Annotated in this window: 23 protein-coding genes; 10 read left to right on the top strand and 13 right to left on the bottom strand. The window is 62.5% G+C overall.

The genetic code is table 11. The features are described from left to right. Positions 1-290: 290 nt before the first annotated feature. Genes P8014_RS13370 through P8014_RS13380 form a run of 3 tightly spaced genes read right to left on the bottom strand, consistent with a single transcriptional unit; the run spans position 291 to position 4,578 of the window. Positions 291-1,631 carry a replication-associated recombination protein A gene (locus tag P8014_RS13370; RefSeq protein WP_337817824.1) on the bottom strand — a complete coding sequence of 447 codons (1,341 nt, stop codon included), beginning with the start codon at positions 1,629-1,631 and terminating at the stop codon, positions 291-293. Beyond that, a complete protein-coding gene (gene lolA, locus P8014_RS13375; protein WP_337817825.1) occupies positions 1,631-2,248 on the bottom strand; it encodes an outer membrane lipoprotein chaperone LolA in 618 nt (205 codons plus the stop codon). Before lolA ends, P8014_RS13370 begins: the two co-directional genes overlap by 1 nt. A 32-nt stretch (positions 2,249-2,280) precedes the next feature. Then, positions 2,281-4,578 carry a DNA translocase FtsK 4TM domain-containing protein gene (locus P8014_RS13380; protein ID WP_337817826.1) on the bottom strand — a complete coding sequence of 766 codons (2,298 nt, stop codon included), beginning with the start codon at positions 4,576-4,578 and terminating at the stop codon, positions 2,281-2,283. Between the two features lie 227 nt (positions 4,579-4,805). Here P8014_RS13380 and trxB point away from each other — a divergent pair, with 227 nt between their 5' ends. From trxB to aat, 3 genes are read left to right on the top strand one after another with little or no spacing between them, the layout of a single operon-like run. Further along, positions 4,806-5,774 carry a thioredoxin-disulfide reductase gene (gene trxB / locus P8014_RS13385; protein WP_337817827.1) on the top strand — a complete coding sequence of 323 codons (969 nt, stop codon included), beginning with the start codon at positions 4,806-4,808 and terminating at the stop codon, positions 5,772-5,774. A gap of 15 nt (positions 5,775-5,789) precedes the next feature. Next, on the top strand, positions 5,790-6,947 hold the full coding sequence (locus P8014_RS13390; RefSeq protein ID WP_337817828.1) for a GNAT family N-acetyltransferase: 1,158 nt from the start codon (positions 5,790-5,792) through the stop codon (positions 6,945-6,947). Positions 6,948-6,955: 8 nt separating this feature from the next. Further along, positions 6,956-7,699 (top strand): leucyl/phenylalanyl-tRNA--protein transferase, encoded by a 744-nt coding sequence (gene aat, locus P8014_RS13395; protein WP_337817829.1) that lies wholly within the window; start codon positions 6,956-6,958, stop codon positions 7,697-7,699. On the opposite strand, the gene P8014_RS13400 is transcribed toward aat, so the two are convergent. From P8014_RS13400 to P8014_RS13435, 8 genes are all read right to left on the bottom strand, one after another. After that, complete coding sequence (locus P8014_RS13400) at positions 7,696-8,439, bottom strand: S-methyl-5'-thioinosine phosphorylase (RefSeq protein ID WP_337817830.1); 744 nt, start codon at positions 8,437-8,439, stop codon at positions 7,696-7,698. The two genes, aat and P8014_RS13400, sit on opposite strands and share 4 nt — an antisense overlap. Positions 8,440-8,478: 39 nt before the next feature. After that, positions 8,479-9,075 (bottom strand): hypoxanthine-guanine phosphoribosyltransferase, encoded by a 597-nt coding sequence (locus P8014_RS13405; protein ID WP_337817831.1) that lies wholly within the window; start codon positions 9,073-9,075, stop codon positions 8,479-8,481. Between the two features lie 11 nt (positions 9,076-9,086). After that, complete coding sequence (locus tag P8014_RS13410) at positions 9,087-9,455, bottom strand: DsrE family protein (protein ID WP_337817832.1); 369 nt, start codon at positions 9,453-9,455, stop codon at positions 9,087-9,089. A gap of 72 nt (positions 9,456-9,527) precedes the next feature. Beyond that, complete coding sequence (gene rssA, locus P8014_RS13415; protein ID WP_337817833.1) at positions 9,528-10,466, bottom strand: patatin-like phospholipase RssA; 939 nt, start codon at positions 10,464-10,466, stop codon at positions 9,528-9,530. Beyond that, the gene (locus P8014_RS13420; protein WP_337817834.1) at positions 10,463-11,587 is read right to left on the bottom strand and encodes a mechanosensitive ion channel family protein; all 1,125 of its coding nucleotides are present in this window, start codon (positions 11,585-11,587) and stop codon (positions 10,463-10,465) included. Before P8014_RS13420 ends, rssA begins: the two co-directional genes overlap by 4 nt. Before the next feature lie 35 nt (positions 11,588-11,622). After that, entirely contained in the window at positions 11,623-12,672 is a 1,050-nt protein-coding gene (gene nagZ / locus P8014_RS13425) for a beta-N-acetylhexosaminidase (protein WP_337817835.1), read from the bottom strand. A gap of 128 nt (positions 12,673-12,800) precedes the next feature. Further along, positions 12,801-13,853 (bottom strand): PDC sensor domain-containing protein, encoded by a 1,053-nt coding sequence (locus P8014_RS13430; protein ID WP_337817836.1) that lies wholly within the window; start codon positions 13,851-13,853, stop codon positions 12,801-12,803. 202 nt (positions 13,854-14,055) lie between these two features. After that, the gene (locus tag P8014_RS13435) at positions 14,056-14,919 is read right to left on the bottom strand and encodes a decaprenyl-phosphate phosphoribosyltransferase (RefSeq protein ID WP_337817837.1); all 864 of its coding nucleotides are present in this window, start codon (positions 14,917-14,919) and stop codon (positions 14,056-14,058) included. A gap of 31 nt (positions 14,920-14,950) precedes the next feature. On the opposite strand from P8014_RS13435, the gene P8014_RS13440 reads away from it, so the two are divergent. The 3 genes from P8014_RS13440 (at position 14,951) to P8014_RS13450 (ending at position 18,702) form a co-directional block, all read left to right on the top strand. Then, on the top strand, positions 14,951-16,456 hold the full coding sequence (locus P8014_RS13440; protein ID WP_337817838.1) for a glycosyltransferase family 39 protein: 1,506 nt from the start codon (positions 14,951-14,953) through the stop codon (positions 16,454-16,456). A gap of 142 nt (positions 16,457-16,598) precedes the next feature. Further along, the gene (locus P8014_RS13445; RefSeq protein ID WP_337817839.1) at positions 16,599-17,963 is read left to right on the top strand and encodes an FAD-binding oxidoreductase; all 1,365 of its coding nucleotides are present in this window, start codon (positions 16,599-16,601) and stop codon (positions 17,961-17,963) included. Continuing rightward, positions 17,956-18,702 (top strand): SDR family oxidoreductase, encoded by a 747-nt coding sequence (locus P8014_RS13450; RefSeq protein ID WP_337817840.1) that lies wholly within the window; start codon positions 17,956-17,958, stop codon positions 18,700-18,702. The genes P8014_RS13445 and P8014_RS13450 overlap by 8 nt, the downstream gene beginning before the upstream one ends. Before the next feature lie 260 nt (positions 18,703-18,962). Here P8014_RS13450 and P8014_RS13455 read toward each other — a convergent pair whose 3' ends face one another. Further along, the gene (locus P8014_RS13455) at positions 18,963-20,225 is read right to left on the bottom strand and encodes a methyl-accepting chemotaxis protein (RefSeq protein WP_337817841.1); all 1,263 of its coding nucleotides are present in this window, start codon (positions 20,223-20,225) and stop codon (positions 18,963-18,965) included. A 248-nt stretch (positions 20,226-20,473) separates the two neighbouring features. Between P8014_RS13455 and P8014_RS13460 the strand changes: the two genes are divergently transcribed. Then, positions 20,474-20,749 (top strand): biopolymer transporter ExbD, encoded by a 276-nt coding sequence (locus P8014_RS13460; RefSeq protein WP_337817842.1) that lies wholly within the window; start codon positions 20,474-20,476, stop codon positions 20,747-20,749. 222 nt (positions 20,750-20,971) lie between these two features. Then, positions 20,972-22,027 (top strand): type VI secretion system protein TssA, encoded by a 1,056-nt coding sequence (tssA, locus tag P8014_RS13465; RefSeq protein ID WP_337817843.1) that lies wholly within the window; start codon positions 20,972-20,974, stop codon positions 22,025-22,027. Between the two features lie 89 nt (positions 22,028-22,116). Here tssA and P8014_RS13470 read toward each other — a convergent pair whose 3' ends face one another. Next, positions 22,117-22,560 (bottom strand): hypothetical protein, encoded by a 444-nt coding sequence (locus tag P8014_RS13470; RefSeq protein ID WP_337817844.1) that lies wholly within the window; start codon positions 22,558-22,560, stop codon positions 22,117-22,119. 932 nt (positions 22,561-23,492) lie between these two features. Here P8014_RS13470 and P8014_RS13475 point away from each other — a divergent pair. Both P8014_RS13475 and P8014_RS13480 read left to right on the top strand, forming a co-directional pair. Then, positions 23,493-23,756, top strand: coding sequence for a PAAR domain-containing protein (locus P8014_RS13475; protein ID WP_337817845.1), 264 nt, complete (start codon positions 23,493-23,495; stop codon positions 23,754-23,756). Positions 23,757-23,833: 77 nt separating this feature from the next. Then, positions 23,834-25,231 (top strand): hypothetical protein, encoded by a 1,398-nt coding sequence (locus P8014_RS13480; protein WP_337817846.1) that lies wholly within the window; start codon positions 23,834-23,836, stop codon positions 25,229-25,231. The last annotated feature ends 1 nt before the right edge of the window (position 25,232 follow it).

Below are 25,232 nucleotides of genomic sequence, written 5' to 3' on the forward strand. Positions count from 1 at the left end.
ACGGGGTGTACGCTCGAGGTCTGCCCGTAGGGACAAGGCCTTTCGGGCGCCTTTCTTTCGTACCTTTCTTTGGGCGTGCAAAGAAAGGTACTCGGGCGCGTCACTCACGTAAGACCAGCGCTACCTAACGCTGATTCGCGCCCGAAAAGCACCCCAAATGCAAAACGATGCGTGGGCTTTACACATCGCCAATCAATCCAAATCTCGCACGAAACAGCCCACCAGAGCCAGCAAGTGCGTAAAGTTGGAGCGTGCGAGATCAAAACCGAGAATGCCGCTTCCAGCTAGCGCTACTTACCTTTCCGCGCCTGGCGATCCCTGGCCCTCAACTCGTCCAAACGTACCTTGATCCGCGCCTCCAACCCACGCTCACTCGGCGTATAGAACCGCTCCTCGGGCATACCCTCGGGGAAATAGCGCTCGCCTGCCGCATAGGCGTCAGCCTCGTCGTGCGCATAGCGGTAGTCCTTGCCGTAGTCGAGATCCTTCATCAGCCGCGTCGGCGCATTGCGCAGGTGCAGCGGCACTTCGAGCGTGCCGTTGGCGCGCGCCGCGCGCATGGCCGCGCCAAAAGCCTTGTACACCGCGTTGCTCTTCGGTACTGCCGACATGTAAACGACGGCATGCGCCAACGCCAGTTCACCTTCCGGAGAACCGAGCCGCTCGTAGGTATCCCAGGCGTTGAGCGTCAGTTCGAGCGCGCGCGGATCGGCGTTGCCGATATCCTCGCTGGCAAAGCGCACCATGCGACGGGCGATATACAGGGGCTCGCAACCACCGTCGAGCATGCGGCACATCCAATACAGCGCCGCATCCGGATTGGAGCCGCGCATGGATTTGTGCAGCGCGGAGATCTGATCGTAAAAGTATTCACCGCCCTTGTCGAAGCGTCGCAGGGACTGGCTGGCCACTTCACGCACCACGTCCTCGTCGAGCACGCGACGGCCCTCGGCTTGCGGCTGTGCCAGATCGGCCGCCAGTTCCAGCAGATTGAGCGCACGCCGTGCATCGCCGTCGGCAGCGGCGACCAGCAGCTCCGCGGACTTTCCGGGCAATTCCACCCCCTGCCCGCCCAGCCCACGCTCGGCATCCTCCAGCGCCTGGCGAAGCACCGCCTGCACCTCTTCCGGCTCCAGCGACTTGAGCACGTAGGTACGCACGCGGGACAGCAAAGCATTGTTCAGTTCGAAGGACGGGTTCTCGGTGGTCGCGCCAACGAAGAACAACGTGCCGTCCTCGACATGCGGCAGGAAGGCGTCCTGCTGCGCCTTGTTGAAGCGGTGCACCTCGTCGACGAACAGCACGGTGGGGCAATGTTCGCGCTCGCGCGCCTCGCGGGCCTTGGCTACCGCCTCGCGAATGTCCTTGACACCGGCGAGTACGGCCGAGAGGGTAAGAAACTGCGCCCCGCCCTGATTGGCCATGAGCCGCGAAAGCGTGGTCTTGCCGGTGCCGGGCGGCCCCCACAGCACCATCGAGTGCAGATGACCTTCGGCAATGGCGCGCCACAGCGGCTTGCCTGCGCCCAGCAGATGGCGCTGGCCGATGACCTGCTCCAGTCTCTGCGGCCGCATGCGGTCCGCAAGCGGGCGGAACTCATCGGAGGTCTCGTCTGCGAACAGGTCCGCCATCACAGCATGTCGACGACATCGACTCCCTTGGGCGGCACGAAGGTGAAGTCCTTGGCCGGCAGGCTAATATTGCGCTTGGTGCCCTCAAAGGTGATCACGGTGCGGTGTCCGAACTGGTCGAACATCACCATCTGCTGCACCGAGGACCCCTTCAGACCCAGCAGGACACGCTCGAACTGGCTGTTCTTGAGGTCCTTGGGTACGAGCTTGACCCAATTCAGTCCGTTCCGGCTGCCGTCGTCGCTCAGTGTGTAGCTCTCGGTCAACGGAACGCTGCCGCCGAGCAGCGTGATAGGTGCGCGGCCCAGTGCCTTGCCGACGGCGCGCACCGTGACCTGCGCCAGATCCTTTTCGTAGATCCACAGCTTCTGTCCGTTGGAGACCAGAATCTGCTGATGCGGCTTGAGGTAGGACCAGCGGAAACGGCCGGGGCGGGCCAGTTCGAAACTGCCACTGGACTGGCTGATACGCGGCCTGTCGGTTTCGTAGACCTGCTGCGTGAAACTGCCGCTCAACGTATTGGTGGTCTGAAAGAAACTCTTGAGGTCAGCCACCGCATCGGCATGGACGCTGGCGCTGAGTACGAGCAGACACAAGGCTATGAACAGGCGTGGCATCAGAATCCTCCAGGGCGTGGCGGGCGCCACTATCACATTTCGGGCGGTGCCGGCGCCAGCACCTCGCGGTTGCCGTTCGACTGCACCTGGCTGACGATGCCTGCGGCTTCCATGTCCTCGACCATGCGCGCCGCCCGGTTGTAGCCGATCTTGAGACGGCGCTGCACGTAGGAGATGGAGGCCTTGCGCGATTCGGTCACGATCGCCACCGCCTCGTCGTACAGTGGATCGGTCTCTCGCTCGTCGCCACCGGCATCCAGTCCGGGAATGCCCTCTCCCGGCAACGGTTCGTTGACGATCTCGTCGATATAGTCCGGCGCGCCGAGCTTCTTCAACTCTTCGACCACACGGTGCACCTCATGGTCGCCGACGAAAGCACCGTGCACGCGATCCGGCAGGGCGCGGCCGGGCGGCAAGTAAAGCATGTCGCCGTAACCGAGCAGTTGCTCGGCGCCCTGCTGATCGAGAATGGTGCGCGAATCGACCCGCGAGGACACCTGGAAGGCGATACGCGTGGGAATGTTGGCCTTGATCAGACCGGTGATGACATCGACGGACGGGCGCTGGGTGGCCAACACCAGGTGGATACCGGCCGCACGCGCCTTCTGCGCCAGACGGGCGATTAACTCTTCGACCTTCTTGCCGACTACCATCATCATGTCGGCAAACTCGTCGACCACGACGACGATGAAAGGCAGCGGCTCCAAGGCCGGGGGGCCTTCCTCGGCCACGTGTTCCTCAGGTTTGAACAGCGGATCGGGAATCGTTTCACCCTGCTCGGCCGTTTCTCGCAGCTTGCGGTTGAATCCGGCGAGATTGCGCACACCCAGCTTGGACATCAACTTGTAGCGCCGCTCCATCTCCGCCACGCACCAGCGCAGCGCATTGGCGGCGTCCTTCATGTCCGTGACGACCGGCGTGAGCAGATGCGGAATGCCCTCGTAGACGCTCAGCTCAAGCATCTTTGGGTCGATGAGGATTAGACGCACGTCCTGCGGCACTGCCTTGTACAGCAGGCTAAGCAACATCGCGTTGACCGCCACGGATTTACCCGAACCGGTAGTGCCGGCAACCAGCAGATGGGGCATGCGCGCCAGATCCGCGACCACGGGCGCACCCCCGATGTCCTTGCCCAAAGCCAGGGTCAGCGCCGATTTCGATTCGTCGTAGGCCTTGGAGCGCAGAATCTCGCTCAGCGCCACCACCTCGCGATTTTCGTTGGGGATCTCCAAACCGATGACGGACTTGCCCGGAATCACCTCGACGATACGCACGCTGACCACCGAAAGCGCCCGCGCCAGATCCTTAGCCAGATTGGTGATGCGGCTGACCTTGATGCCGGGCGCCGGCTGCAGTTCGAATCTCGTGATCACCGGGCCAGGATGAACGGCGACCACCTCGACCTCGATGCCGAAATCGGCCAGCTTGAGTTCGACCAACTTGGACATCGCTGCCAGCGCCTCTTCGGAATAGGCACCCTGGCTCTGCTTGGCCGGATCGAGTAGCGACAATGGCGGCAAACCGGCCACCGTAGGCGCCTCGAACAGCTGAATCTGGCGTTCGCGTTCGACCCGATCGCTGGTCTGCGGCGGCACGATCTTGGGTTCGATCTTGGGCTTGGGTTTGGCCGCACGCTTGGCGGTCTTTTCCTTGAAGGAGGTTTCCCGTGCGGTGCGCGCCTGCACGGCCGCGCGCCGCTCGCGCCAGCTCAGCAGTGTTCGGCTGATCCAGCGCCCCACGCCTAGAGTGAAACGTCCGATCAGATCCATCAGCGCCAGCCACGACAGGCCGGTCGATAACGTAATGCCCGCCAGGAACAAACCCAGCAGCATGAGCGTAGTGCCCAGAGTCCCTGCCACACGGGTCAACTCGCTGCCGACCAGAGCGCCAAGAATGCCACCGGCATTGAGCGGCAGATAGCTGGACTGGAAATGAAGAGTGGCCAGACCGCAGCCGGCCGCCACGGTGACCGCGAAGCCCACCCAGCGCAGGGCGAACTCGGCCGGATCGAACTCGCCGTCAGCCGCACGCCCGCGAAACACCAGATAGCCGCTGTAGCCCACCATAAGCGGCGCCAGGTAGGCCAGATAGCCGAACAGATAAAGGAAGAAATCGGCGAACCAGGCGCCGGCCCGTCCGCCCAGATTGGCTACCGGGCGGCCCAATCCGGTCTGCGACCAGCCGGGGTCGCCGCGATGGTAACTGACCAGCGCCAGCAGTAGGTACAGACCCGCGGCCAAAAACAGCAACAACGCGCCCTCGCGCAAACCGCGTCCGCGGCCAACGTTGAGCGACTTGAACCATCCACGCTTGGTGCTTGTTTCCGCCAAAGTCAGAATCACAAATAACGTGAAATAAAGGAAATACGACCTTGATATTTCAAGGGATTATACCTGATGGCAATCAACATCGCGACACTGCGCGCTTTTGCCGAGAAGCGGCACTTTGCCGTAACATTGCGGTAATTGAAAGGCGCCCCGCCGCCCCCATCTTTAAGCAGTCGATCGAGCGCAACTGCCAAGCAGACGCCACACCCTAAAGAACGCAAGGATTATACATGAGCGATCCCAAGCACTGCCGTCTCCTCATCCTCGGCTCCGGCCCCGCCGGCTACTCCGCAGCCGTCTATGGCGCCCGCGCCAATCTCAATCCGGTCATCATTACCGGTATCGAACAGGGCGGCCAGCTCATGACCACCACGGAAGTCGACAACTGGCCCGGCGACGAGGCCGGCGTGCAGGGGCCGGAACTGATGGAGCGCATGCGCAAGCATGCCGAGCGTTTCGGTACCGAGATGATTTTCGATCAGATCCATACTGTGCGTCTGGACGCACGTCCGTTCACCCTGATCGGCGACTCCGGGACCTACACCTGCGATGCGCTGATCATAGCCACCGGAGCTTCGGCCATGTACCTCGGTCTGCCTTCCGAGGAGACCTTCCGTGGCAAGGGCGTGTCAGCCTGCGCGACCTGCGACGGCTTTTTCTACCGCAACCAGAAGGTTGCCGTGGTCGGTGGCGGCAATACCGCCGTCGAAGAAGCCCTCTACCTTTCCAACATCGCCTCGGAAGTGACTCTCATCCACCGCCGCGACAGTCTGCGTGCTGAAAAGATCCTGCAGAACCAGCTGCTCGAAAAAGCAAACAGCGGAAACGTACGATTGCTGTGGAACCACACTCTTGACGAAGTGTTGGGCGACGCCAGCGGCGTCACCGGCCTGCGGGTTCGCAGCACGCAGGACGACAGCACCCAGGAAGTCGATGTCAGCGGCGTGTTCATCGCTATCGGGCACAAGCCGAACACGCAGATCTTCGAGAACCAGCTCGACATGCACGGCGGCTACATCACGGTCAAGAGCGGCCTGGACGGCGACGCCACGGCGACCAGCGTACCCGGCGTATTCGCCGCCGGTGACGTGATGGACCATGTCTACCGTCAGGCGATCACCTCGGCCGGCACCGGTTGCATGGCCGCACTCGACGCGGAGCGCTATCTGGACCGCCTGGCGGCCGAGCAGAAGGCCTGAGGCCGTCTCCGGCGCATGAGCCTGGAACTGCGTCTGCACGAAGGACTGGGGGAAATCGTAGCCGCCGACTGGGATCGCCTGGGCGGCGACCGCGACCCTTTCCTTAGCCATGCCTTCCTGCGCGCGCTGGAAACCACCGAATGCCTAGAGCCTTACGGCTGGCATCCGCGGCATCTGATCGTGCACGGCTCCGACGACCGCCCGCTGGCGGCCATGCCGCTCTATGTCAAGACCAACTCCTACGGCGAATTCGTGTTCGACTGGTCGTGGGCCGATGCCTATGAACGCCAGGGATTGGACTACTACCCCAAGATCGTCAGCAGCATCCCTTACACCCCGGCCACAGGCCGCCGCCTGCTGTTCGCCCCGGAGGCTCCCGAACCGCAGGCTTTGCGCAATGTGCTGGTGCGGCAAGCGATCGACATCGCACGCAACAACGACATGTCCGGCATGCATTGGCTGTTCACGCCCGAGGAGGAAACCGACGACCTGCTGCGTCAGGGTCTGATGCGGCGCATGGGCTGCCAGTACCACTGGCGCAACCACGACTACGCGGACTTCGACGCCTTCCTCGCCGACTTCAGCTCCCACAAGCGCAAGAAGCTGCGCCGCGAACGGCGTCGCGTCACCGAGGACGGCGTAAGCCTCCACACGCTGCACGGCGACGAGGCGAGCGCGGAGGACATCGACGCATTCCACCGCTTCTACCTCGACACCTTCGAGCGCCACATGGGGCTGCCGACACTGAGCCGGGAGTTCTTTCACCGCGTTGCCGCCGGCCTGGGCCGGCGCTTCGTGCTGGTGATGGCCGAACACGGCGGCGAATGGGTCGCCGGCGCCGTCAACTTCCGCAGCGACGAAACGCTGTACGGACGCTACTGGGGCTGCCGCGACGAGGCGTTCCACAGCCTTCACTTCGAGACCTGTTACTACCAGGGCATCGATTACTGCATCGAGCAAGGCCTGAAGTCGTTCGAGCCCGGCGCACAGGGTGAACACAAGATCAGCCGCGGTTTTCTACCGACGCCGACCTGGTCCGCGCACTGGATCGCGAACGAAGACATGCGTCCGCACCTGGAGACGTTCTCCCGGCGCGAGGAACAGATGATGCGAGCGCAATGCGCCGAACTCCACGCCCACAGTCCGTTCAGAACCGATCTGGACCGCCGCTGAGCGCACTCATGACCGCCCTACCCTGGCTCGATCCGCAGTATCCGGAACAACCCTTTCCGCCCGTCGAGCAGGCCTTGCGCGAACCCAACGGTCTACTCGCCGTGGGCGGCGATCTGCACCCGCTGCGTCTTCTGAGCGCTTACCGACAGGGCATCTTTCCGTGGTACGAGGAAGAACAGCCTATCCTGTGGTGGTCGCCCGACCCTCGTGCTGTCCTGTTCATCCGCGAGTTCCGCCTGCATCGCAGCCTGCGCAAGCGCCTGCGCAATGCGCGGTTGCACGTGACCGTGGATGAGGCTTTCGAGAACGTCATGCGTGCCTGCGCGCTGCCGCGCCAAGGGCAACCCGGCACCTGGATCACACCGGACATGCTGAAGGCCTACACCGCTCTGCACAGCATGGGCCGGGCACATTCCGTCGAGGTATGGGGCAGCGAAGGCGAGCTGGTCGGCGGGCTCTACGGTCTGGCATTGGGACAGGTGTTTTTCGGCGAGTCGATGTTTAGCTTGCGGCCCGATGCATCAAAGATCGGTTTGACGACCCTCGCCTGCCAGTTACAGCGCTGGGATTTCCGAATGATCGACTGCCAACAGACCACCCAGCATCTGGTTTCACTGGGTGCGCGCGAGATTCCGCGAGCGGTGTTCGTCGAGCGCCTGACGCACGACTGCGAGCTGCCGGACCACATCGGCCGCTGGCAGCTGGACGAAGACCTGGAGGTAGACCGCTGGCAGCCGGGCGACTTCGGCTAAAGCGAAGGAATCAAGGCTTCCAGCATCTGCTTGACGCGGGCCATGCCTTCTTCGAGGTTGGCGCTGATCTCGGCCATGGTGATAGTCTGCTTGCCGCCGCGCCCCGCCGCCCAGTTGGCCATCACCGCACAGGCCGCGTAACACAAATCAAGCTCTCGGGCCAAAGCCGCTTCCGGCATACCCGTCATGCCGACGAAATCGCAACCGTCGCGCTCCAGGCGGTCGATTTCCGCCGCCGTTTCCAAGCGAGGTCCCTGGGTCGCCGCGTAAGTGCCCCGCTCGACTGCATCCAGGCCTGCCTGACGGGCCGCCGCGATAAGCTGTTTGCGCAGTTGGCCACAGTAGGGTTCGGTGAAATCGATGTGCGTGACGTGCTCGATATCCTGTTCGAAGAAGGTATGCGCACGCGACCAGGTGTAATCGATGATCTGGTCGGGTATCGCGATGCGGCTGGGCTCCATGGCCGGCGTGATCCCGCCAACGGCGGCGACGGCAACGATGCGCGTCACGCCAATGTGGCGCAGCGCCCACAGGTTCGCGCGATAGTTCACACGATGAGGCGGGATATTGTGGGTTGGACCGTGACGGGGGATAAAAGCCACCTCGTGTCCGAACAGACGGCCATGGGTGATCGGCCCCGAGGGTTCGCCGTAAGGCGTGTGCACCACCTCACGGCGAATGATCTCAAGCGAATTGAGACGGGCCAGCCCGGTACCGCCGATGATGGCCAGATCAGACATCGAACGAAGTCCCGGCAGATTCAGGCCGGCCTATGCGCATCATTCCGCGTCGCGCACGGCATAGATGCCGGGAACGTTGCGCAGGTACTCGTGGTAGTCCAGCCCGTAACCAAACACGTACTTATCCTCCACGCCCAGTCCGACGAAGTCTGCATGGATGCCCTCGAACTTGCGATCGTGATGCTTCTCGACCAGCACGGCGCAGCGCACCGACTCGGCACCTGCACGACGGCAGTCCTCGAGTACGGCGGCCAGAGTATGGCCCTCGTCGAGGATATCGTCGAGCACCAGCACATGCCTGCCCTCGAGTGACGACTTGGGTCGGGCAAGCCACTGCACGTCGTGACCGCTGGTGCCACTGCGATAGCGTGTTGCGTGCAGATAGTCGACCTGCAGCGGAAAATCCAGGCGGGTAAGCAACTGGCCGGCGAAGATGAAACCGCCGGTCATGACGACCAGCAGCAGAGGATTCTGATTGCCGAGTTCGCGGGAAATGGAGGCGGCCAGTGAGTCGAGCGCTTGTTCGACTTCACTGGCTGCGTATAGACACTCTGCGTCGTTGAGAACGCGCGTCGCATCTAGCGGAGACGTGGTCACGGGCGATACATGTCCTTTATCGGGCGCAGTCTCGCCCATGAACTGAATCCTTAGTAAGTGAAGGTAACGGTGTCGTCGTCCATCGCCTCGCTGATCACGTAGGCGCCGCCGACAGTTTCTTCGATTTCGGGTATTAGGTCGTCGCCCCACAGATCCAGGGTAGGCGTACACACCTTGAAAGTAGCACCGGCTTCGACCGCATCCTTCATGAAGTCGTAAACGGACTTGCCGCTTCCTTCCTGCACGTAGAGATTTTCAGCCACGCCCTTCTTGGCCAGCTCGCCGGCACGCGCGGTCAGGATCACTTCGACCTCGTATTCCATCGCCGCCGCCACGGTCGCCTGGAAGAACGGCGCGCCCAACTCGGACGGATTGGCGGGATCGGTATTCACCATCACGATCAAAAGCTTGTCAGCCATTGGTGATACTCCATAGTTATGAACATCGTTGCGGGAGGCGGCATTATAGGCATGCACATTGGCCATTGCCAGTCACCGCCGCTCCCGTCCTTTTTCGCGCTCCGGACGACACAACCCGGTCAGCAGATCCGTGGAGTCGCGTGCCGTAGCTTCACCTACCCCGATGGCTTCGCCCCCGCGGTGGAAGTCCATGAGCCCGATGTGCGCCAGGCGCGGCGCCAACAAAATATCGGGCGGGTCGCCTGCCATTCGGCTGCGCGTGATGCGGGCCATCATGATGTTGATGCTACGCCCCAGCACCTCGAGTATCGACGGCACCTGCTCGCCGCCATTACCCAGCCAAGGACCAACCCACTGCGACAGCCGGTCGAGCAGCTTCTCCTCCCCGTTACCGGCAAGAGAATGCTCGTCGTCGATTTCGTGGCTCGCGGGAGCGTCGATCTTGTGGCGTTCGAGCAGATCCGCATTGAGATCGACCGCGATGACCACGTCCGCCCCGAACGCGCGACACAGCGACACCGGCACCGGATTGACCAAGCCCCCGTCCACCAGCCAGCGGCCGTCGTGGTTGTGGGGGGAGAACAGCCCGGGGAGCGCAATCGAGGCGCGCGTAGCGGTGAGAATGGAGCCTTCCCGCAACCACACCTCATTGCCATTGGCCAAATCCGTGGCGACTGCGCCGTAGATGGTGTCGCAGTCACCGATGTCACGATTCGGAATGAACTCTTCCAGCGCCTTGAGCAGATTCTGTCCGGCAATCAGTCCTCCGGCGAAGCGCAGGTCCAGCAGGGTGAAGACCTGGCGGCGCGTCAAACGCTCCACCCAAGCGGCGAAATTGTCGAATTCGCCGGTCACCCAAGCCGCTCCGACCAGCGCACCGATGGAGGTGCCGCAGACAATGTCCGGATTGATCCCCAGCTCCCGCAGCACGCGCAGTACGCCGATGTGCGCCCACCCTCGGGCCGCGCCACCACCCAGCGCCAAGCCGATTCTGGGGCGACGACCGCTCATCGCACGGCCTCCATCGCCTGCGGCGGCTCCGCACTTTCCTGCACCATGTGCAGCGTACGTGTCGGAAAGGCGATCTCGGCGCCGTGGGCCGCGACGATTTCCGCTATCCGCAGCAGCACCGCCTGTTTGACGACGTGGTAGCGCGCCCAGTCGGTGGTGCGCGTGAAGCAGTACACGAAGAAATCCACGGACGAACTGTTGAAGGCATTGAAGTTCACCATCAGGGTCTGATCCGTGTCGATCTCCGGATTGCCGCGCAACATGGTTTCGACGTCGCGCACGACCGGCTCCATGACCGCTATGTCGTCATAGCGGATACCGACGGTCTCATAGATACGCCGGTGGCTCATGCGCGACGGATTGACCACTGCCATGCTGGCGAACAGTGAATTGGGCACGTATATTGGCCGCTTGTCGAAACCGCGGATGCGTGTGAGGCGCCAGCCGATGTCCTCCACAGTGCCCTCGATGTCGCGGTCGGGCGAATTGATCCAGTCGCCGACCGCGAATGGCCGGTCGAGGTAAATCATCAATCCGCCAAAGAAGTTGGCGAGAATATCCTTGGCGGCGAAACCGACTGCCAGGCCCCCTATGCCGCCGAAAGCAAGCACGCCGGAGATGCTGAAACCGAGGCTCTGCAGACCGACCAACACGCCGGTAATCAGTACCGAGGCGCGCAACAGCCGGCCGAGCGCCTTGACGGTGGTGCGGTCCACCGGCTGGCCGCGTTCCTGGCGGCGAACGATGAGCGCCTCCTCCAGCTTCACCACCAGGCGCACCAGGAACCAGACCAGCGCAGAGATCACGCCCACCGTGCGCAGAGGCGGCACTGCGGCGAACAACGCTGCCTGGGTATCGCGCAGGATGACGTCGCCGGCAAATCCCACGCCAACCACCCAGACCAACAGATGCATCGGTCTGCCCGCCGCTTCGACCAGCGCATCGTCCCAGATGTTCTGCGTACGCCCGGCACGCGACAACAGCCGCGCCAGCACACGCCCCAGCACGAAATTGGCGACGACCACGGCCAGTACGATCAGGAACACCTGCACCACCCAGCCGGTCATGTCATAGCGCTGCATGAAATCGAGCACCGCGCGTCCGTATGCGGAAACGTCCATCACCCTCCAATCCTCCCCAACTTGCTTGTTTTACTTCAAACGTTGAATTCCGGTTCCGCCATCTTGCCCAGCGCGTCGAGCGCAAGGCGGGCCTTGCGCCAGCGCTCGTGCCGGCGCAAGGAGGCTGGTGCCATACCTGCGCCGCGGCCGTGGAACCTGGCCAACCGTACCCGCGACACGGCATCGTCGCGCCCGGCAAGCGCGTCGAGCACCGCCGCCGCACCCTGCGGATGGTTGCACACCAGGACCATGTCGCAGCCCGCCTCCAGCGCGGCTCGCGCACGCGCCGGATAGTCGCCGATGAGTTCGGCCCCGGCCATGCTCAGATCGTCGCTGAAGATCGCGCCCTGAAAGCCCAGGCGCTCGCGCAGCACCGTTTGCAGCCAGTAGCGCGAGAAACCGGCCGGAAGCTCGTCGACCTCGGCGTAACGCACGTGCGCCGGCATGATGCCGGCGAGACTGTCCGCGGCCAGTTGGGCAAAGGGCACGGTGTCCGCAGCCAGGATCTGCTCCAGGCTCCTCGTGTCCTCGGGCAGGGTCAGGTGGGAATCCTCGCGTACGCCGCCATGTCCGGGGAAATGTTTGCCCACGGCCGCCATGCCGGCTTCTCGCATGCCGCGGATATAGCCCTGCGCAAGCGTGACGACAGCCCGCGGATCGCGGTGGAATGCGCGGTCGCCGATCACGCCGCTCACGCCGTGAGCGAGATCCAACACCGGCGCGAAACTGAAATCCAGGCCGACGGCGCGCAGTTCCGCCGCCATCAGCCAGCCGGCCTGCTCGGCCAGTTCACGCCCACGCTGACGATCGGCATCGTAGGCTCTGCCGATCGCCGCCGCGGGCGGTAGACGGCTGAAGCCCTCGCGAAAGCGCTGTACCCGTCCGCCCTCGTGATCCACCGCCACCAGCAAATGAGGATCGCGCACCGCATGGATCGAATCGACCAGCGCAGCGAGCTGCTCGACGGACTCGTAGTTGCGGCTGAACAGGATAACGCCGCCGGTCTGCGGGTGACGCAGCATTTCGCGCTCGACGGCGGATAACTCGAGACCTTCCAGATCGAGCATGACCGGACCCGGACCCATGGCAACTCCCGTACATTTATAGTGAATGTGCGGGGATTGTAACGGGTTTGGCGACCGCTGAAACTGCTCGGGACAATGCCGCTCCCGGGTGCGAAAGAGGATTCGCGATTCGCACCCAGGGAAGACGTTCAGCCGGCGCGTCTGCGCTGGGCGCCTAGCAGCACGGCCTCGGCCCGTGCGCCTAGATAAACGTAGACGCCCAGCCCCGCCAGTAACGCCACTGCCGCTAACAGCATCCATACCGCCGAAACGAATTCGCCCCCCTCCCCCAAGGCAGCTTTGAACAGCAACAGCAGGGCTTCGATCGATACCGCAATCAGAATCGCCGACATGAACCGTGTGATGGTGCGGCGCGTAGCGCTGTGCCGGTAGACGTCCTTGTGCATCAGAACCTCCTCCTCGAGGATCGTTTTGGCCAGATCGAAAACCGCCAACCCGAGCGTCAGGAAGATGATGATGCCGAACGGCCGCAGATGCAGATCCGTACCCAAGCCACCGCGGAACAACGCATAGAACTCCTGCCCGCTGCTGAACAACAGCACCCCCACCACCGCCATCAGCCCGGCGACGATCAGTGAGTAGATCATCCGGAAGCTTCCCTGGAATCTGCGCCGCAAGGTATCGCCCATGAGAAATTCCACGATGCGCCCGAGCCCGGCGTCGAACACGATGTAGCCGCGCAACTCGCCATCGACCTGGATCGCGATACCGGCAGACAGACACAAGCCGCGACTGGCACTGGACACATAGGGTTCGGTGACCACTAGGCCGCCATCCGTTCGCGCCTGCAGGTAGAACGGCCGCTGGCTGCAATCGCTGCGTACGGCCAGACGGCCGCCGCCTCTGGCCCCGACGTTGATCCGCCGGCCCTGCGCATCAAGCGCATAGAGACGCTCTACGAAGGGATACAGATTGCGCAGCATGGCATATGCCCGCGCCAGCGCATCCTCGTCATCCAGCAACGGCGCATCCGACACGCCGGCCGCGATCGAGGCGAGCAGTTCGCGGATGACGCCACGGTGCTCGTGAAAACGCTCGATGATGCTGAGATAACTCAGATCGCCCATACCTGCCCCCATCACTGCCGTATGCCGGGTTTCAGGCAGATGCCGTGCCAAGCTGACGTGATATTCCATGGGATGGAGAATCAGGGCGAGAGCCCCAAAAAAGGAGGGGCGCATCAAGCGCCCCTTAAGCAGGAGGAGTCGACCAGGATCACAGAGAGACACTATGAGATCCCGATCTAAGTAAAGCATAAGCTATGCCAACTCCGGTTTCCCCCACCTAAAGGCCTTTTCGCCGCATGGACTCGTGGGAACTGCGCACCATGAGTGCACACTTGCGCAGCTCGCGCCCCGTTTGTGTGCCGACTCGGGTTTCGGGCTATCTGACGAGCCAGAACGTGACACCACACCACAGCAGCAGCGTGATCAACAGATGCGGATCGCGGATGAGATCTATTGATGGATCGCCGCCGCTGCCGCTGGCGAAAAGCAGGTAGAGATAACGGAACAGTCCGTAGATGACCAATGGCAGGGTGTAGATAAGATCCGCCGTGCCCTGCAGCGCGATGGTATCCGCGCTCATCGTATAAAGGCCGTAGGTCAGGATGCTCGCGGTCGCGGTCACACCCAGGATCAGGTCCAGCAACGCGGGTGAATAGTGCTCCAGCACCTTGCGGCGCTCCGCGCCATCGGTCGGCGCATCCATCAATTCGGCGCGACGTTTGGCCGCACCAAGAAACAGCGTCACCATGAAGCCGCACAACAATAGCCAGCGCGAGGGCTGAATGTCCAGGCCCAGCGTGCCGACCAGAATGCGCAGCATGAAACCCGCGGCGATGATGAAAATGTCGAGCACTACCACATGCTTGAGTGACACCGAATAAGCGCCGTTGAGCACGGCGTACAGCGCAATCAGGCCGAAAGCCATCGGCGACACCCAGGCCGCCAGCGCGAGGCCGATGGCCAGCACGCCGAGACCGACCATCCAGGCCATCGGTACCGAGATCGCGCCGCTGGCGACCGGGCGTCGGCACTTGCGTGGATGGACGCGGTCTTGTTCCCGATCGGCGATATCGTTAAGTGCATAGATGCCGCTGGAAACCAAGGAAAACGCCGCCGCTGCAAGCATGACCTGATACCATAAGCCCGCCTCGCCCCACCGGTGGGAAAACAGAATGCCGGTGAACACGAACAGATTTTTGATCCACTGGTAGGGACGCAGCAGTTTGATGTACGCAAGCATATTCGGCGCTGACAACGAAGATCCAAAGGGAATGGCCGCGCCCGGGGCGCGCCGCCTGTTCTATGCCGCACTCGCGGCGACGCTCATTCTAAAGCTTCTGTTCGCCACCTTCCTGCCCATGACCGGCGACGAGGCCTATTTCATCGTCTGGGGCATGCATCCCGCCATGGGCTACTACGACCACCCGCCCATGGTCGGTTGGTGGCTGAGCGCACTGTTGCCCTTCGGCCATGCCGAGTGGTGGCTGCGCATGCCGGTCATCCTACTCAACACCTTCATAGGCTGGGCAGTGATGCGGATTCTACGCCCGCATCGGGGCGATCTGGCCTATCTCACCGGCACGCTGTACCTGATCGCCCCCGTCAATCTGTACAACGTGCTGATCACTACCGATACCCCCGTCATTCTGTTCATTTTCCTGACCGGCTGGGCCTACTACCAGGCTCTGGTCAGCCAGGCCTGGCGAGACTACGTACTGAGCGGTCTGGCGGTCGGGCTGGGCATGTTGTCGAAATACTTCGAGGGCCTGATCGCGATAGCCCTGGGCGCGCACTGGCTGCTGCTCGACCGCCGGCGGCGCAGTTTTCTAGGCTTGCTCCTGGTCGCGGCAATCGGCGCCGCCCTGTTCGCCCAGAACATCTGGTGGAACTACGAACACTGCTGGGACAACTTCCTGTTCAATCTGGTCAACCGGACGCACCACGGTCTGCGCGTCGACGGGCCTCCGGTCTACCTGCTGACGCTGCTCTACCTGATCACGCCGCCGATCCTGCTCGGGCTCTACCGTGTCCGCGGTCAGATTCGCGCGCGTCTGCGGGAACCGCTGGTGGGAGGATTCGCCGTGTTTGCAGGCGTCCCACTATTGCTGTTCGGCCTGCTTTCCTTCAAGAACCAGATCGGCCTGCACTGGCTGCTGGGCTTTTATCCGTTCGTATTCGTTCTTTACGGCGCACTGTGCGAAGCTAAAGCCCAGCGAATGGCGTTGCGCTTCATGTTTTGGTTCTCCGCCGCCCACGTCGTGCTGCTCGGCACGCTGCTCGCCCTGCCGACGCCGGCGCTCAAGCACATCGCTCCGAAGTTCTACCCCATCGTCGTACTGGGAAGCCATACCGCCGCCGTGTGGAAAGCCGCTGAGCCCTACGCCGCCGGCCGTCATCTGGCCACCCGCGGCTACGCCACGGCAGGCATCCTGGAATACCACACGCAACGCCATTTCGCCGTGTTCGGCACGGGCTCCGACCACGGCCGCGAGGACGACAGCCTGACCGATTTCCGCAACTGGAACGGCCAGAACGTCCTGCTCATCAGCACCAACGACCTGCCCGCTACAGCCTACGCACCCTACTTCGAAAAGGTACGCAAGGTCGTGGTCGACGTGCAGGGCGCGCCGATCAGCCTGATACTGGGCGACGGCTTCAAATACGCGCAGTATTACGCCAAGATCCTGAAGCCGATCCGCAACAGCTACTACCGCTTCCCCCACTGGTTGCCGGTCGGGCAATGCCCGTTCACCCAGCGTTATTTCGGGACAAAATGAGCAGAACGCATCCCAAGACGGCGTATAACCGCACCCAGGGCGCTGTGGTAAGTCTTCCCCCTGGAGCACCTAAAGACAGCTGCCGCGCGCGTCTAACCAACGCCGTGCGTGGACAGCTACGCGGCTCAAGGGACATCCCAAGATGAGTTCCACACAATCCGGCCGTACCGAAAAGCTCTCCGGCTGGGGGCAGTATCCCAGCCTGGAAACCCGCTCCATCCGCCCGGAACGCTACGCGTTGCTCAGTGAAGCCTGCGCGACCGAACGCAGTTGCATCGCGCGCGGCCAGGGCCGGGCCTACGGCGATGCCGCGCTGAATCCCGCGGGCTCGGTGGTCGCGACCGAGCGCCTGGACCGCATGCTGGCGTTCGACGAGAGCAACGGCCTGCTGCGGGCCGAAGCCGGGCTCACGCTCGGCGCCCTGATCGAACATTTCGTGCCCCGCGGCTGGTTCCCGCCCGTCACGCCGGGTACCCGCCACGTCAGCCTCGGGGGCTGCCTCGCCAGCGACGTGCACGGCAAAAACCACCATCACGACGGCAGCTTCGGGGCCTTTGTCGATAGTCTCGAACTGATCACGGCAGACGGCGGCACCCGCACCATCGGCCCTCAGCAGGAAGCGGAGCTGTTTCACGCCACTACCGGCGGCATGGGGCTGACCGGCCTGATCGGCGAGGTGGCGCTACGCCTGCGCCGCATCGAAACCGCATACATCATGGCCCGGCATCGCCCGGCGCGGGATCTCGACGAACTCATGGCCTTGTTCCAGGATCCCGAGCAGGACGACGACTACACCGTGGCCTGGATCGACTGCCTGAGCGGCGCAGGACGCGGCGTGTTCATGGCCGGGCACCATGCCCTGACCGAGGAGTTGCCCCCGGAAATGCGCTACCGGCCGCTGGAACTGTCGCCACGCCGTACCCTGGGCATCCCATTCAACCTGCCCGGCGGCCTGCTCAACGGCTTCACGGTCGGCGCCTTCAACGCGCTCTACTACCGTATCAACGCCGATCGTCAGGAGCCCTTCGTCACCGACTTCGGCAGCTTCTTCTATCCGCTGGACGGCCTGGATCGCTGGTATCGGCTCTACGGCCGGCACGGCTTCATTCAGTATCAGTGCATCCTGTCTGAAGCCGCTGCCGCCGGCGGCCTGCAGCGCCTGCTCGACATCCTGCAGAACCGTCGTCAGGCACCCTTCCTCGCGGTGCTGAAACGCATGGGCGCTGTCGGGGCCGGGCATCTGAGTTTCCCTCAACCCGGCTACACCCTGGCCGTGGATCTGCCGGTGGCCGGCGTGCGGGCGCAAAAACTCGCCGCCGAACTCGATGCGGTCACCCTCGACCACGGCGGGCGCGTCTATCTCGCCAAGGATGCCTGCCTGACGCCGGAGAACTTCCGCCGCATGTATCCACGCTACCCGCAGTGGCGCGAGATCAAACGCTCGATCGATCCTGACAACCGCTTCCGTTCCGCCCTCGCACAGCGCCTGGGAATCCCGCATGAATGAACCGCAGCCCGTACTGATCGTCGGCGCGACCTCGGCCATCGCCCGCGCCACCGCTGCCGAATTCGCCCGTCGCGGCCACGCCCTGTTTCTCACCGCGAGGGATGCTGCGGAACTCGGGCGAATCGCGGCCGACCTGCGTCTGCGCTATGGCCAACCCGTGGAAACGGAGGCTTTCGATCTTGCAGATACCGAGGGTCATGCATCGCTGCTGCAGCGCGTCGAAGCGTCAGTGGGGCCGCTATACGGTGTTGTACTGGCTTCCGGCAGCCTGGGTAACGCGGAACGCACCCGCGAGGACGAAGGCGAAGCCGCACGCCTGCTGCACATCAACTTCACGGCGCCGGCGCTGCTGCTGAACCGCATTGCCCGGGAATTGGAGAGCCGCGCAGAGGGCTTCATCGTTGGCATCGGCTCGGTCGCCGGCGACCGCGGCCGGCAAAGCAACTACGTGTATGGATCGGCCAAGGGAGGACTTGCCCTCTACCTCCAGGGGCTGCGCAACCGTCTGAACAGCTGCGGCGTGCAGGTGTTGACCGTCAAGCCCGGCTTCGTCGACACGGCCATGACCTACGGCCTGCCCGGACTTTTCCTGGTTGCCTCGCCGCAGAGCGTCGGCCGAAACATTGCAACAGCCGTAGACAAGAAGCGCGACACGCTATACACGCCCTGGTTCTGGCGTTGGATCATGCTCATCATCCGCTCGATTCCGGAACGCGTGTTCAAACGCCTGTCGCTCTGACCCGGCGACGATTGCAGCAAGCCTGTGGTTCAGCCAACAGGATTTAACTGTTTTTCGCGCTTGACGAGCCGCGAAAAGTGGCCCCTGCAGCGCATCGTCCAATAAGTCAAACGGGCCCGAAGGAAGCTGTCCGTGCCGGGGCCATCTCCGTAACCAGATCGCCCAATTGCGCGCTCAGGCAAGGTCGAAGCGCTCTCTCCGTCTGCTTATTCCTACTCATTTTACACCACTTCATCACTGCCCAGACCTGGACTTGGAGATCAGAGACGGAACTGCTGGGTCATCCGCGCGACATCGTCAGACAGGGTCTCCAAGCGCCGGCTGCTCTCCGCTGTGCTGCCCGCGTAGTCGCGGGAATGCCGGGATCCGTCCGTTATCGTCACCAGGCTCCGACTCACCTCGTTGGCAACGTCGCTTTGTTCATGTGAAGCCGTGGCGATTTGGGCACTCATCTGGTCGATCTGCTTGATGGCCTCGGCAATCTCGGCCAGAGACATCGCCGCGCTTTCAACCTCGGTCTCGCTCGTTTCAGCTTCCGAGCGCACACGGTCCATCACTGCAACCGCTGCCTTCGTGCCGCTCTGCAACTGGCTGATCAGAGCCTGAATCTGCGTGGTGGACGATTGCGTACGCGTCGCCAATGAACGAACCTCCTCGGCGACGACGGCGAAGCCCCGCCCCTGTTCGCCGGCCCGTGCCGCCTCGATGGCCGCATTGAGGGCCAACAGGTTGGTCTGTCCGGCGATCTGCGCCACAACGTCCAGAATTTTGCCTATGTTATCGGCCTCTTGTTCAACCTGCCGAATCGCCCCTCCCGCCTCCCGCACGCGCGCGCCAAGGCCGCCAATGCTACCGATGGCGTTGGTCGATGCCAGCGCTGCGTGTCGGGAAAGTTCCTGCGCCGAACCAGTGGCTTTGGAAGTCTCCTCGCTGTGTTTTGACACTTCACGGCTGCTCGCGGCCATTTCGTTCATTGCCGCCGCCACCTGTTCGGTTTCGGTCTCCTGTTGAACAAGTTCCGTATCCGTACGCTCGGCGTTCTCGCGCATTTGCTGCATACCGTCATGAAGCTCGGTAGCCGCCTGGCGAATACCGGAAATCAACTGTCCGACTTGCTCCTGGACCCGTGCCGCACCTGCTGCAATACGCCCGAGTTCGTCCCGCGTACGTACCTGCACGGGCACCGAAAAATCGCCTTCGGCCAAACGCTCAAGATCGCCCACAAGCGCCTTGGCCGGCGCAATGATAGCGCGCTGTACGACATACAGAAACCAGATGAACGCCAGAACTATCGCTCCTCCCATCATCAGCAAACTGACTTCGATCCCCGTGTTGATCTTCTGCACCGCCGCATGCGCCGCAGCAGTCTGCTGGGCCGTAAACCCCTGCAGCAGCGTGCTCAAGGCTTGCGAGCCCGTCCAGGTGGACCACAGTCCGTACAATGCAGCCGCAAGCAGCAGCGTGGTTCCGGTACCGGTGATGACAAGCAGCTTATTGCGCAAACTCGCTTCGATGAACTTCATGACGGTATGCCCGCTCCTAGTGATTATTTTAGACGTCAACGGCATCGCCGGACCGGCCTTCACCGGCTCGCTCGCAGATCGTCCCGGGCGCGACGGACGTCCTTGAGCTTCTAATCCCTGAAACTCGTTCACTGGTATCGGCATACATATCACCCGACTTTAGAGTAGGTTTGACGATTCGCTTCAACTGCGGCTTCGAGCCCAACCCGGACATAAGCAAACCGTAACAAATTTCAAGCCGTAGTTGCTTGGACACGCGCAACAAAAGCGCAGAGTTCCTGCCGCGGAAAAATGTCCTCATCAATGCCGACCAGTGCTCCGAGGTCAGTTTCCAAGGCCGGCGCGTCGCGGTCGATCATCTGGCTTCATACCTGCTCTCCCTGCATGACTCGCAGCATCTGAGCGTGATCCTGGCCGGTGATCGCGCACTGCCTTTGCGCGACTTGATACACGTCATGTCGGCTATCCGCGCGTCAGGCGTTCGGAACGTCGACATTACCGTTCGTGGACAACGGAACCGATGATTGAAGCACGGGCAAAACCCTCAACATTGCATTATGAGGTGCTCCAAACTAGCAGAGCATCGTATTAAGCTGATATTTTGTGAGGCAATAAGAGCATCGCAGAGATCCGCCCAGCATAAACAGTGCGAATAGACTACCGGCCCGCAGGTTGTTCCGTGCCTCAGTCCTCAGAGCGAATGACCACCCCATACGCCCCTTGCTTCCAGCCAGGAACCCTTGTTCATGACCAATATCGAATCCCTACTAGCCCCGATTTCAGATGTCTCCCCGTGCGGCGAGGACCTCTCGTTCTCTCCCGAGTTCGATGCCATACAGGAGGATCGCCGCAGCGACGACGCAACCCTGGACCAGGGGGAATGGGTCACGGACCTGAAGACCGCCGACTGGACGGCAGTCATCCAAAAATGCTCGGAGCTGCTCAGTACCCGCTGCAAGGATCTGCGCCTGACGGGATGGATGGCAGAGGCTCTGACACGTACGGAAGGCTTCTCCGGCCTCGCCGCCGGCTACCAGCTCATGGCCGGACTATTCCAGCGTTACGGGGACTGCGTACATCCTGGAACGGAAGAGGAAGATCAGGAACTACGTATCGGCAGCCTAAACTGGTTGCTCGTGCAATCGATGGACTGGGTACGCACGATTCCGCTCACCAGCGCCCCTCAAGGCAGCTACGACGCCATCGCGATCGAAGCCGCAGCTCGCGCGCATCAAGGCAACGGCTCGGACAATCATCCGGACAGCGCGCAGATCGACGCCGCGCGTGAGGCCACGCCATTCGAATTCTATCAGCGACTGGCCGAACAGATACCGCTTGCGCAGGCCTCGCTGGACTCCTTGGAGGCCGCCGCGGAACAACGGCTGGGGCAGGAGGCGCCCAGCTTCACCGCCGCACGCGACACCCTGAACGACGTCGCCGCGACTGCCCTGCGCATGGCCGCGGCCGTTGGCGTAAGCCCCGAGCAGATGCAGACGCCGCAACAGCCCTCGTCCCCACCCGAAGCGTCCTCGGCCCTCGCCGCAGCCCAGCCATCGGGTCCCCAGGCCATCGGAGAAATCACTTCACGCAAGGAAGCGTTAGTGCAGTTGCGGCGCGTAGCCGATTTCTTTCGCCGTACGGAGCCGCACAGCCCGGTAGCCTATCTGGCCGAGAAAGCCGCTCGCTGGGGCAATATGCCGCTGCACGTCTGGCTGAGAACCGTGCTGAAGGACAATCCCGCCTTGGAGCAGCTGGAGGATCTGCTCGACGTAGGCGCGGACGAACCAACAAACGGTGGCTGACTGAACCGGGCGCCTGAGCTTGATAAGCGGGGCAGACGAGCTGGATCCCTCCTCTTCCCAACATGCCTGAAGTGAAAATCAGAACCAGGCTATTTCTTACGGTTGGTCCCCGCCAAAGCCGTGGGACAGGCCTTGGATTCGCCGCGGTGGCGCGCGCAGATGCGCTGGCGGCAACGCAGTCCCCTCTCGGTATTGGCCGCGGCGCACTTCTGCATAAGAACCTCGACCGCATCGAGCTTGCGTCGCTGCGGAGCGGTCCTCGGGTGCTTGGAAATCTGCTGCCTACTTCGTCCGGTTGAACCGTCCATCTCCACGTGCTGAAGCAACGCCGTCAGCAGACTGACATCCGAATCCGCAGCTCGCGAGGTGCGTGATGTGCTGGAAGAGTGCTTGCGCTCGGCCGGAGGCGTGATCTTCACGCTCAAATCCATTGCATCCTTGCTCGGTGACACAGTCTTGCCTCTGGCAACGGCTGAAGGCGCACTCTTGCCATCGACTGCGGCCTGGTCATCGGGTGAACTGGAGAGGATCACTGCGGGACCTCCCGAGGAGACGGAGCCCCCGTCCGCACGCCCACCGGGGCTGCCGTGAGATTGCCCGCTGCCCTCGAACTTGGATGTCGCCGCTCCGTCCTGCGTCTGCTCCGTTTCCGGATTGGGTGCGATCTGTGGCTTCGTCGAACCGACATTGCCCGTCGATCCATCGGATGGGGTTCGGCCGCTCACCTCCGTTGGCGCGGCGCTTGCCCCCGCATGGGGTAAACCATCCGCATGGAATTCTTGAACAGGCCTGGTTCCGCTGAATGCTCCGCCAAACCGCAACAACACAACAACGGCGCACAGCGCTACCGCTCCCAGGCCTCCTATCCAGACCCAGCTTCGACGACGCCGGGGCTGACCGTCTGCCGGCGCGGCGGCACGGACCTCGGATAGGAGACGTCCAGCCGAACTGGGCGGTCCGTTCGAATGACCGTCGCCTGCGAGCAGGCTCGGAGTTCTTGATCTTTGATCTTTCGGATCCAAGCGCAACTTCCTTTCAACGTTGGCCGCAACCGAGCGGCATCGACCTATGGTCTGTTCACACTAATTGCGCGATGCGCTGATGCGGACAAAACACCTGATTTGAACGAGTGGCGAATCAGCCCACGGATCAAAAACCAGGTTCACATGCAAGCGCATAAAAGAGCATATTAAATATCGGGTTTCTCGTGACGCAGGACTAGGATACACTTTTTCATTTCCGTATCATATGTGGTGTTATTGGACGTCTGAAAGGAACTCTCAACTATGCGGGCCGTGGGGAAAGACCCTCTGAACACACATACCGGTGATTCGACTCCTGAAGCGGCGTGCAACGGCCGTCTGACGATGGGGAACCGGTGTCCGGATACCGCACTGCCTTCGCAACGAAACACGCTCCGCCTCGGGACTGACCGTACGAACACAACCTGTAAGGAACGCTAGGCATGACACAACCGATCATCGTCGTCGGGGACAAGACCAGCCATAACGGCACCGTGATAGGCGGTGCCAGCACCGTCACCATTCAAGGCAAACCGGTGGCCCGCGTGGGAGATCCGGTGAGTTGCCCGCACTGCCATTGCACTACCTCGATAGCCACCGGGGACAACACGACGCTCGTCTTGGGCAAACCGGTCGCCCGTCACGGGGATAAGACCGCCTGTGGCGCCTCCTTGATTGCCTCCCAAGGCACGACGACGGCCGATTAGACCGCTGACTGGAACTCCACCCGACAACGACAACGAAGACTCTGGCAACGAAACGATTTGCAACCTGGTAGACCTTGATGGCACGACACTCTCTGCTGCGATCATTCGCCTTGGCAGTACTGCTCTTCGGCGCGGTATGGGTCGCTGTGATCGCTTATTGGCGCATGAACAATCATGTACCGTCAGGCGCGGACGCGGCGCTCTATCTGCTTGCTCTTCCTCTGATACTTCTGGGCGCGTTCGTCCTGATCAGGCTGGGTCTCAAAACTGCTAAGCGCGACACCCAGGAAACGGGCGAGGACGCAGCGCATTCCGACAACGATGCAGATCAGGAATCCGTCTCCTCGGCCCATACGCTGTCGGTTCTGGCCGTACACGCCCTATTCGCAAGCGGCGGCTCACCAGCGGAACTGGCCGAAGCTACCAAGGACATCCCGCCGCCAATGCCCCATCCTGTGCTACGCGACAGCCATGGAATGCCGATATTCGCAGCCGAAATCGAAGGCATCGACACCGAAGCCGTCGACACAAGCCTCCCCGATACCGCGCAGGGCTGGAACCCTTCGTACAAACGGACCCTGTGGTTAACCGAAACGCTGGCACTCCGGCTGCTGGAAGCGCATTTCGAAGCGCTACGAGACACGGCATCCTCTGCGCAGGCACAGACGCCGCTACTGCAAGTCGAATGGCTGCCGCCCATGCGATGGAATGACGCGGAACGCAAGGTCGCCCACCACTGGCTGGCCGACCGCCTTGCCGCCCACGGCTGGGCATCCCCCCAGCTCCAGCTGGAGACGCGCTCATGCGCGGCCAACGCTTGCATTTGGCAGCGCCTGAACGAAATCAATCATGCCTGCAACACCAGCCTCACCGCTCCCCCGCATTTGCTCATGGCGAGCGATTCGTTCCTGGACGAAACGCTGTGCACGAACTGGGAAACGCAAAACCGGCTTTACAACGCCCGGCGCCCGGAAGGAGTGCTTCCTGGAGAAGGCGCCGCCGCGGTCATGCTCGCCGCGCCGGGTACGCACGGCCTCACCGAACTGGCCCGGCTGAGCAAAGTGTTCGTCGCCGAACGCGGCCAAGCGGTGGACATGCCGCAGCGGCTGCAGGCCGACACCCTACGCGACCTGATCAAACAGACATTGACTGCATACGGATTGGATGACGACGCCCCGGCACGACTCGTCAGCGACACCGATCTGCGTGCAAGCCGCAACGGCGAAGCTCTGCATCTCGCCGAGCAGGTACTGCCGGAGCGCGACCCCATCGACGCATTGCTTGCGCTCGGCGTAGGCAATGGCGAATGCGGCACCTCCCTGGCCCTGGCGCTGGTTGCCGTCGCCGCCCATCTGACCGGCGACTCGCAACAACCACACATGGTCGTTTCCCACGCCGACCCGCTAATACGCGCCGTGGGCGCAGTCATCCCGGCGGCGGCCGAACCGGCAACTCCATCACCTTCCTTGGCATGAT

Origin of the sequence: Acidihalobacter sp., assembly GCF_037381185.1 — a bacterium.
Classification (GTDB): domain Bacteria; phylum Pseudomonadota; class Gammaproteobacteria; order DSM-5130; family Acidihalobacteraceae; genus Acidihalobacter_A.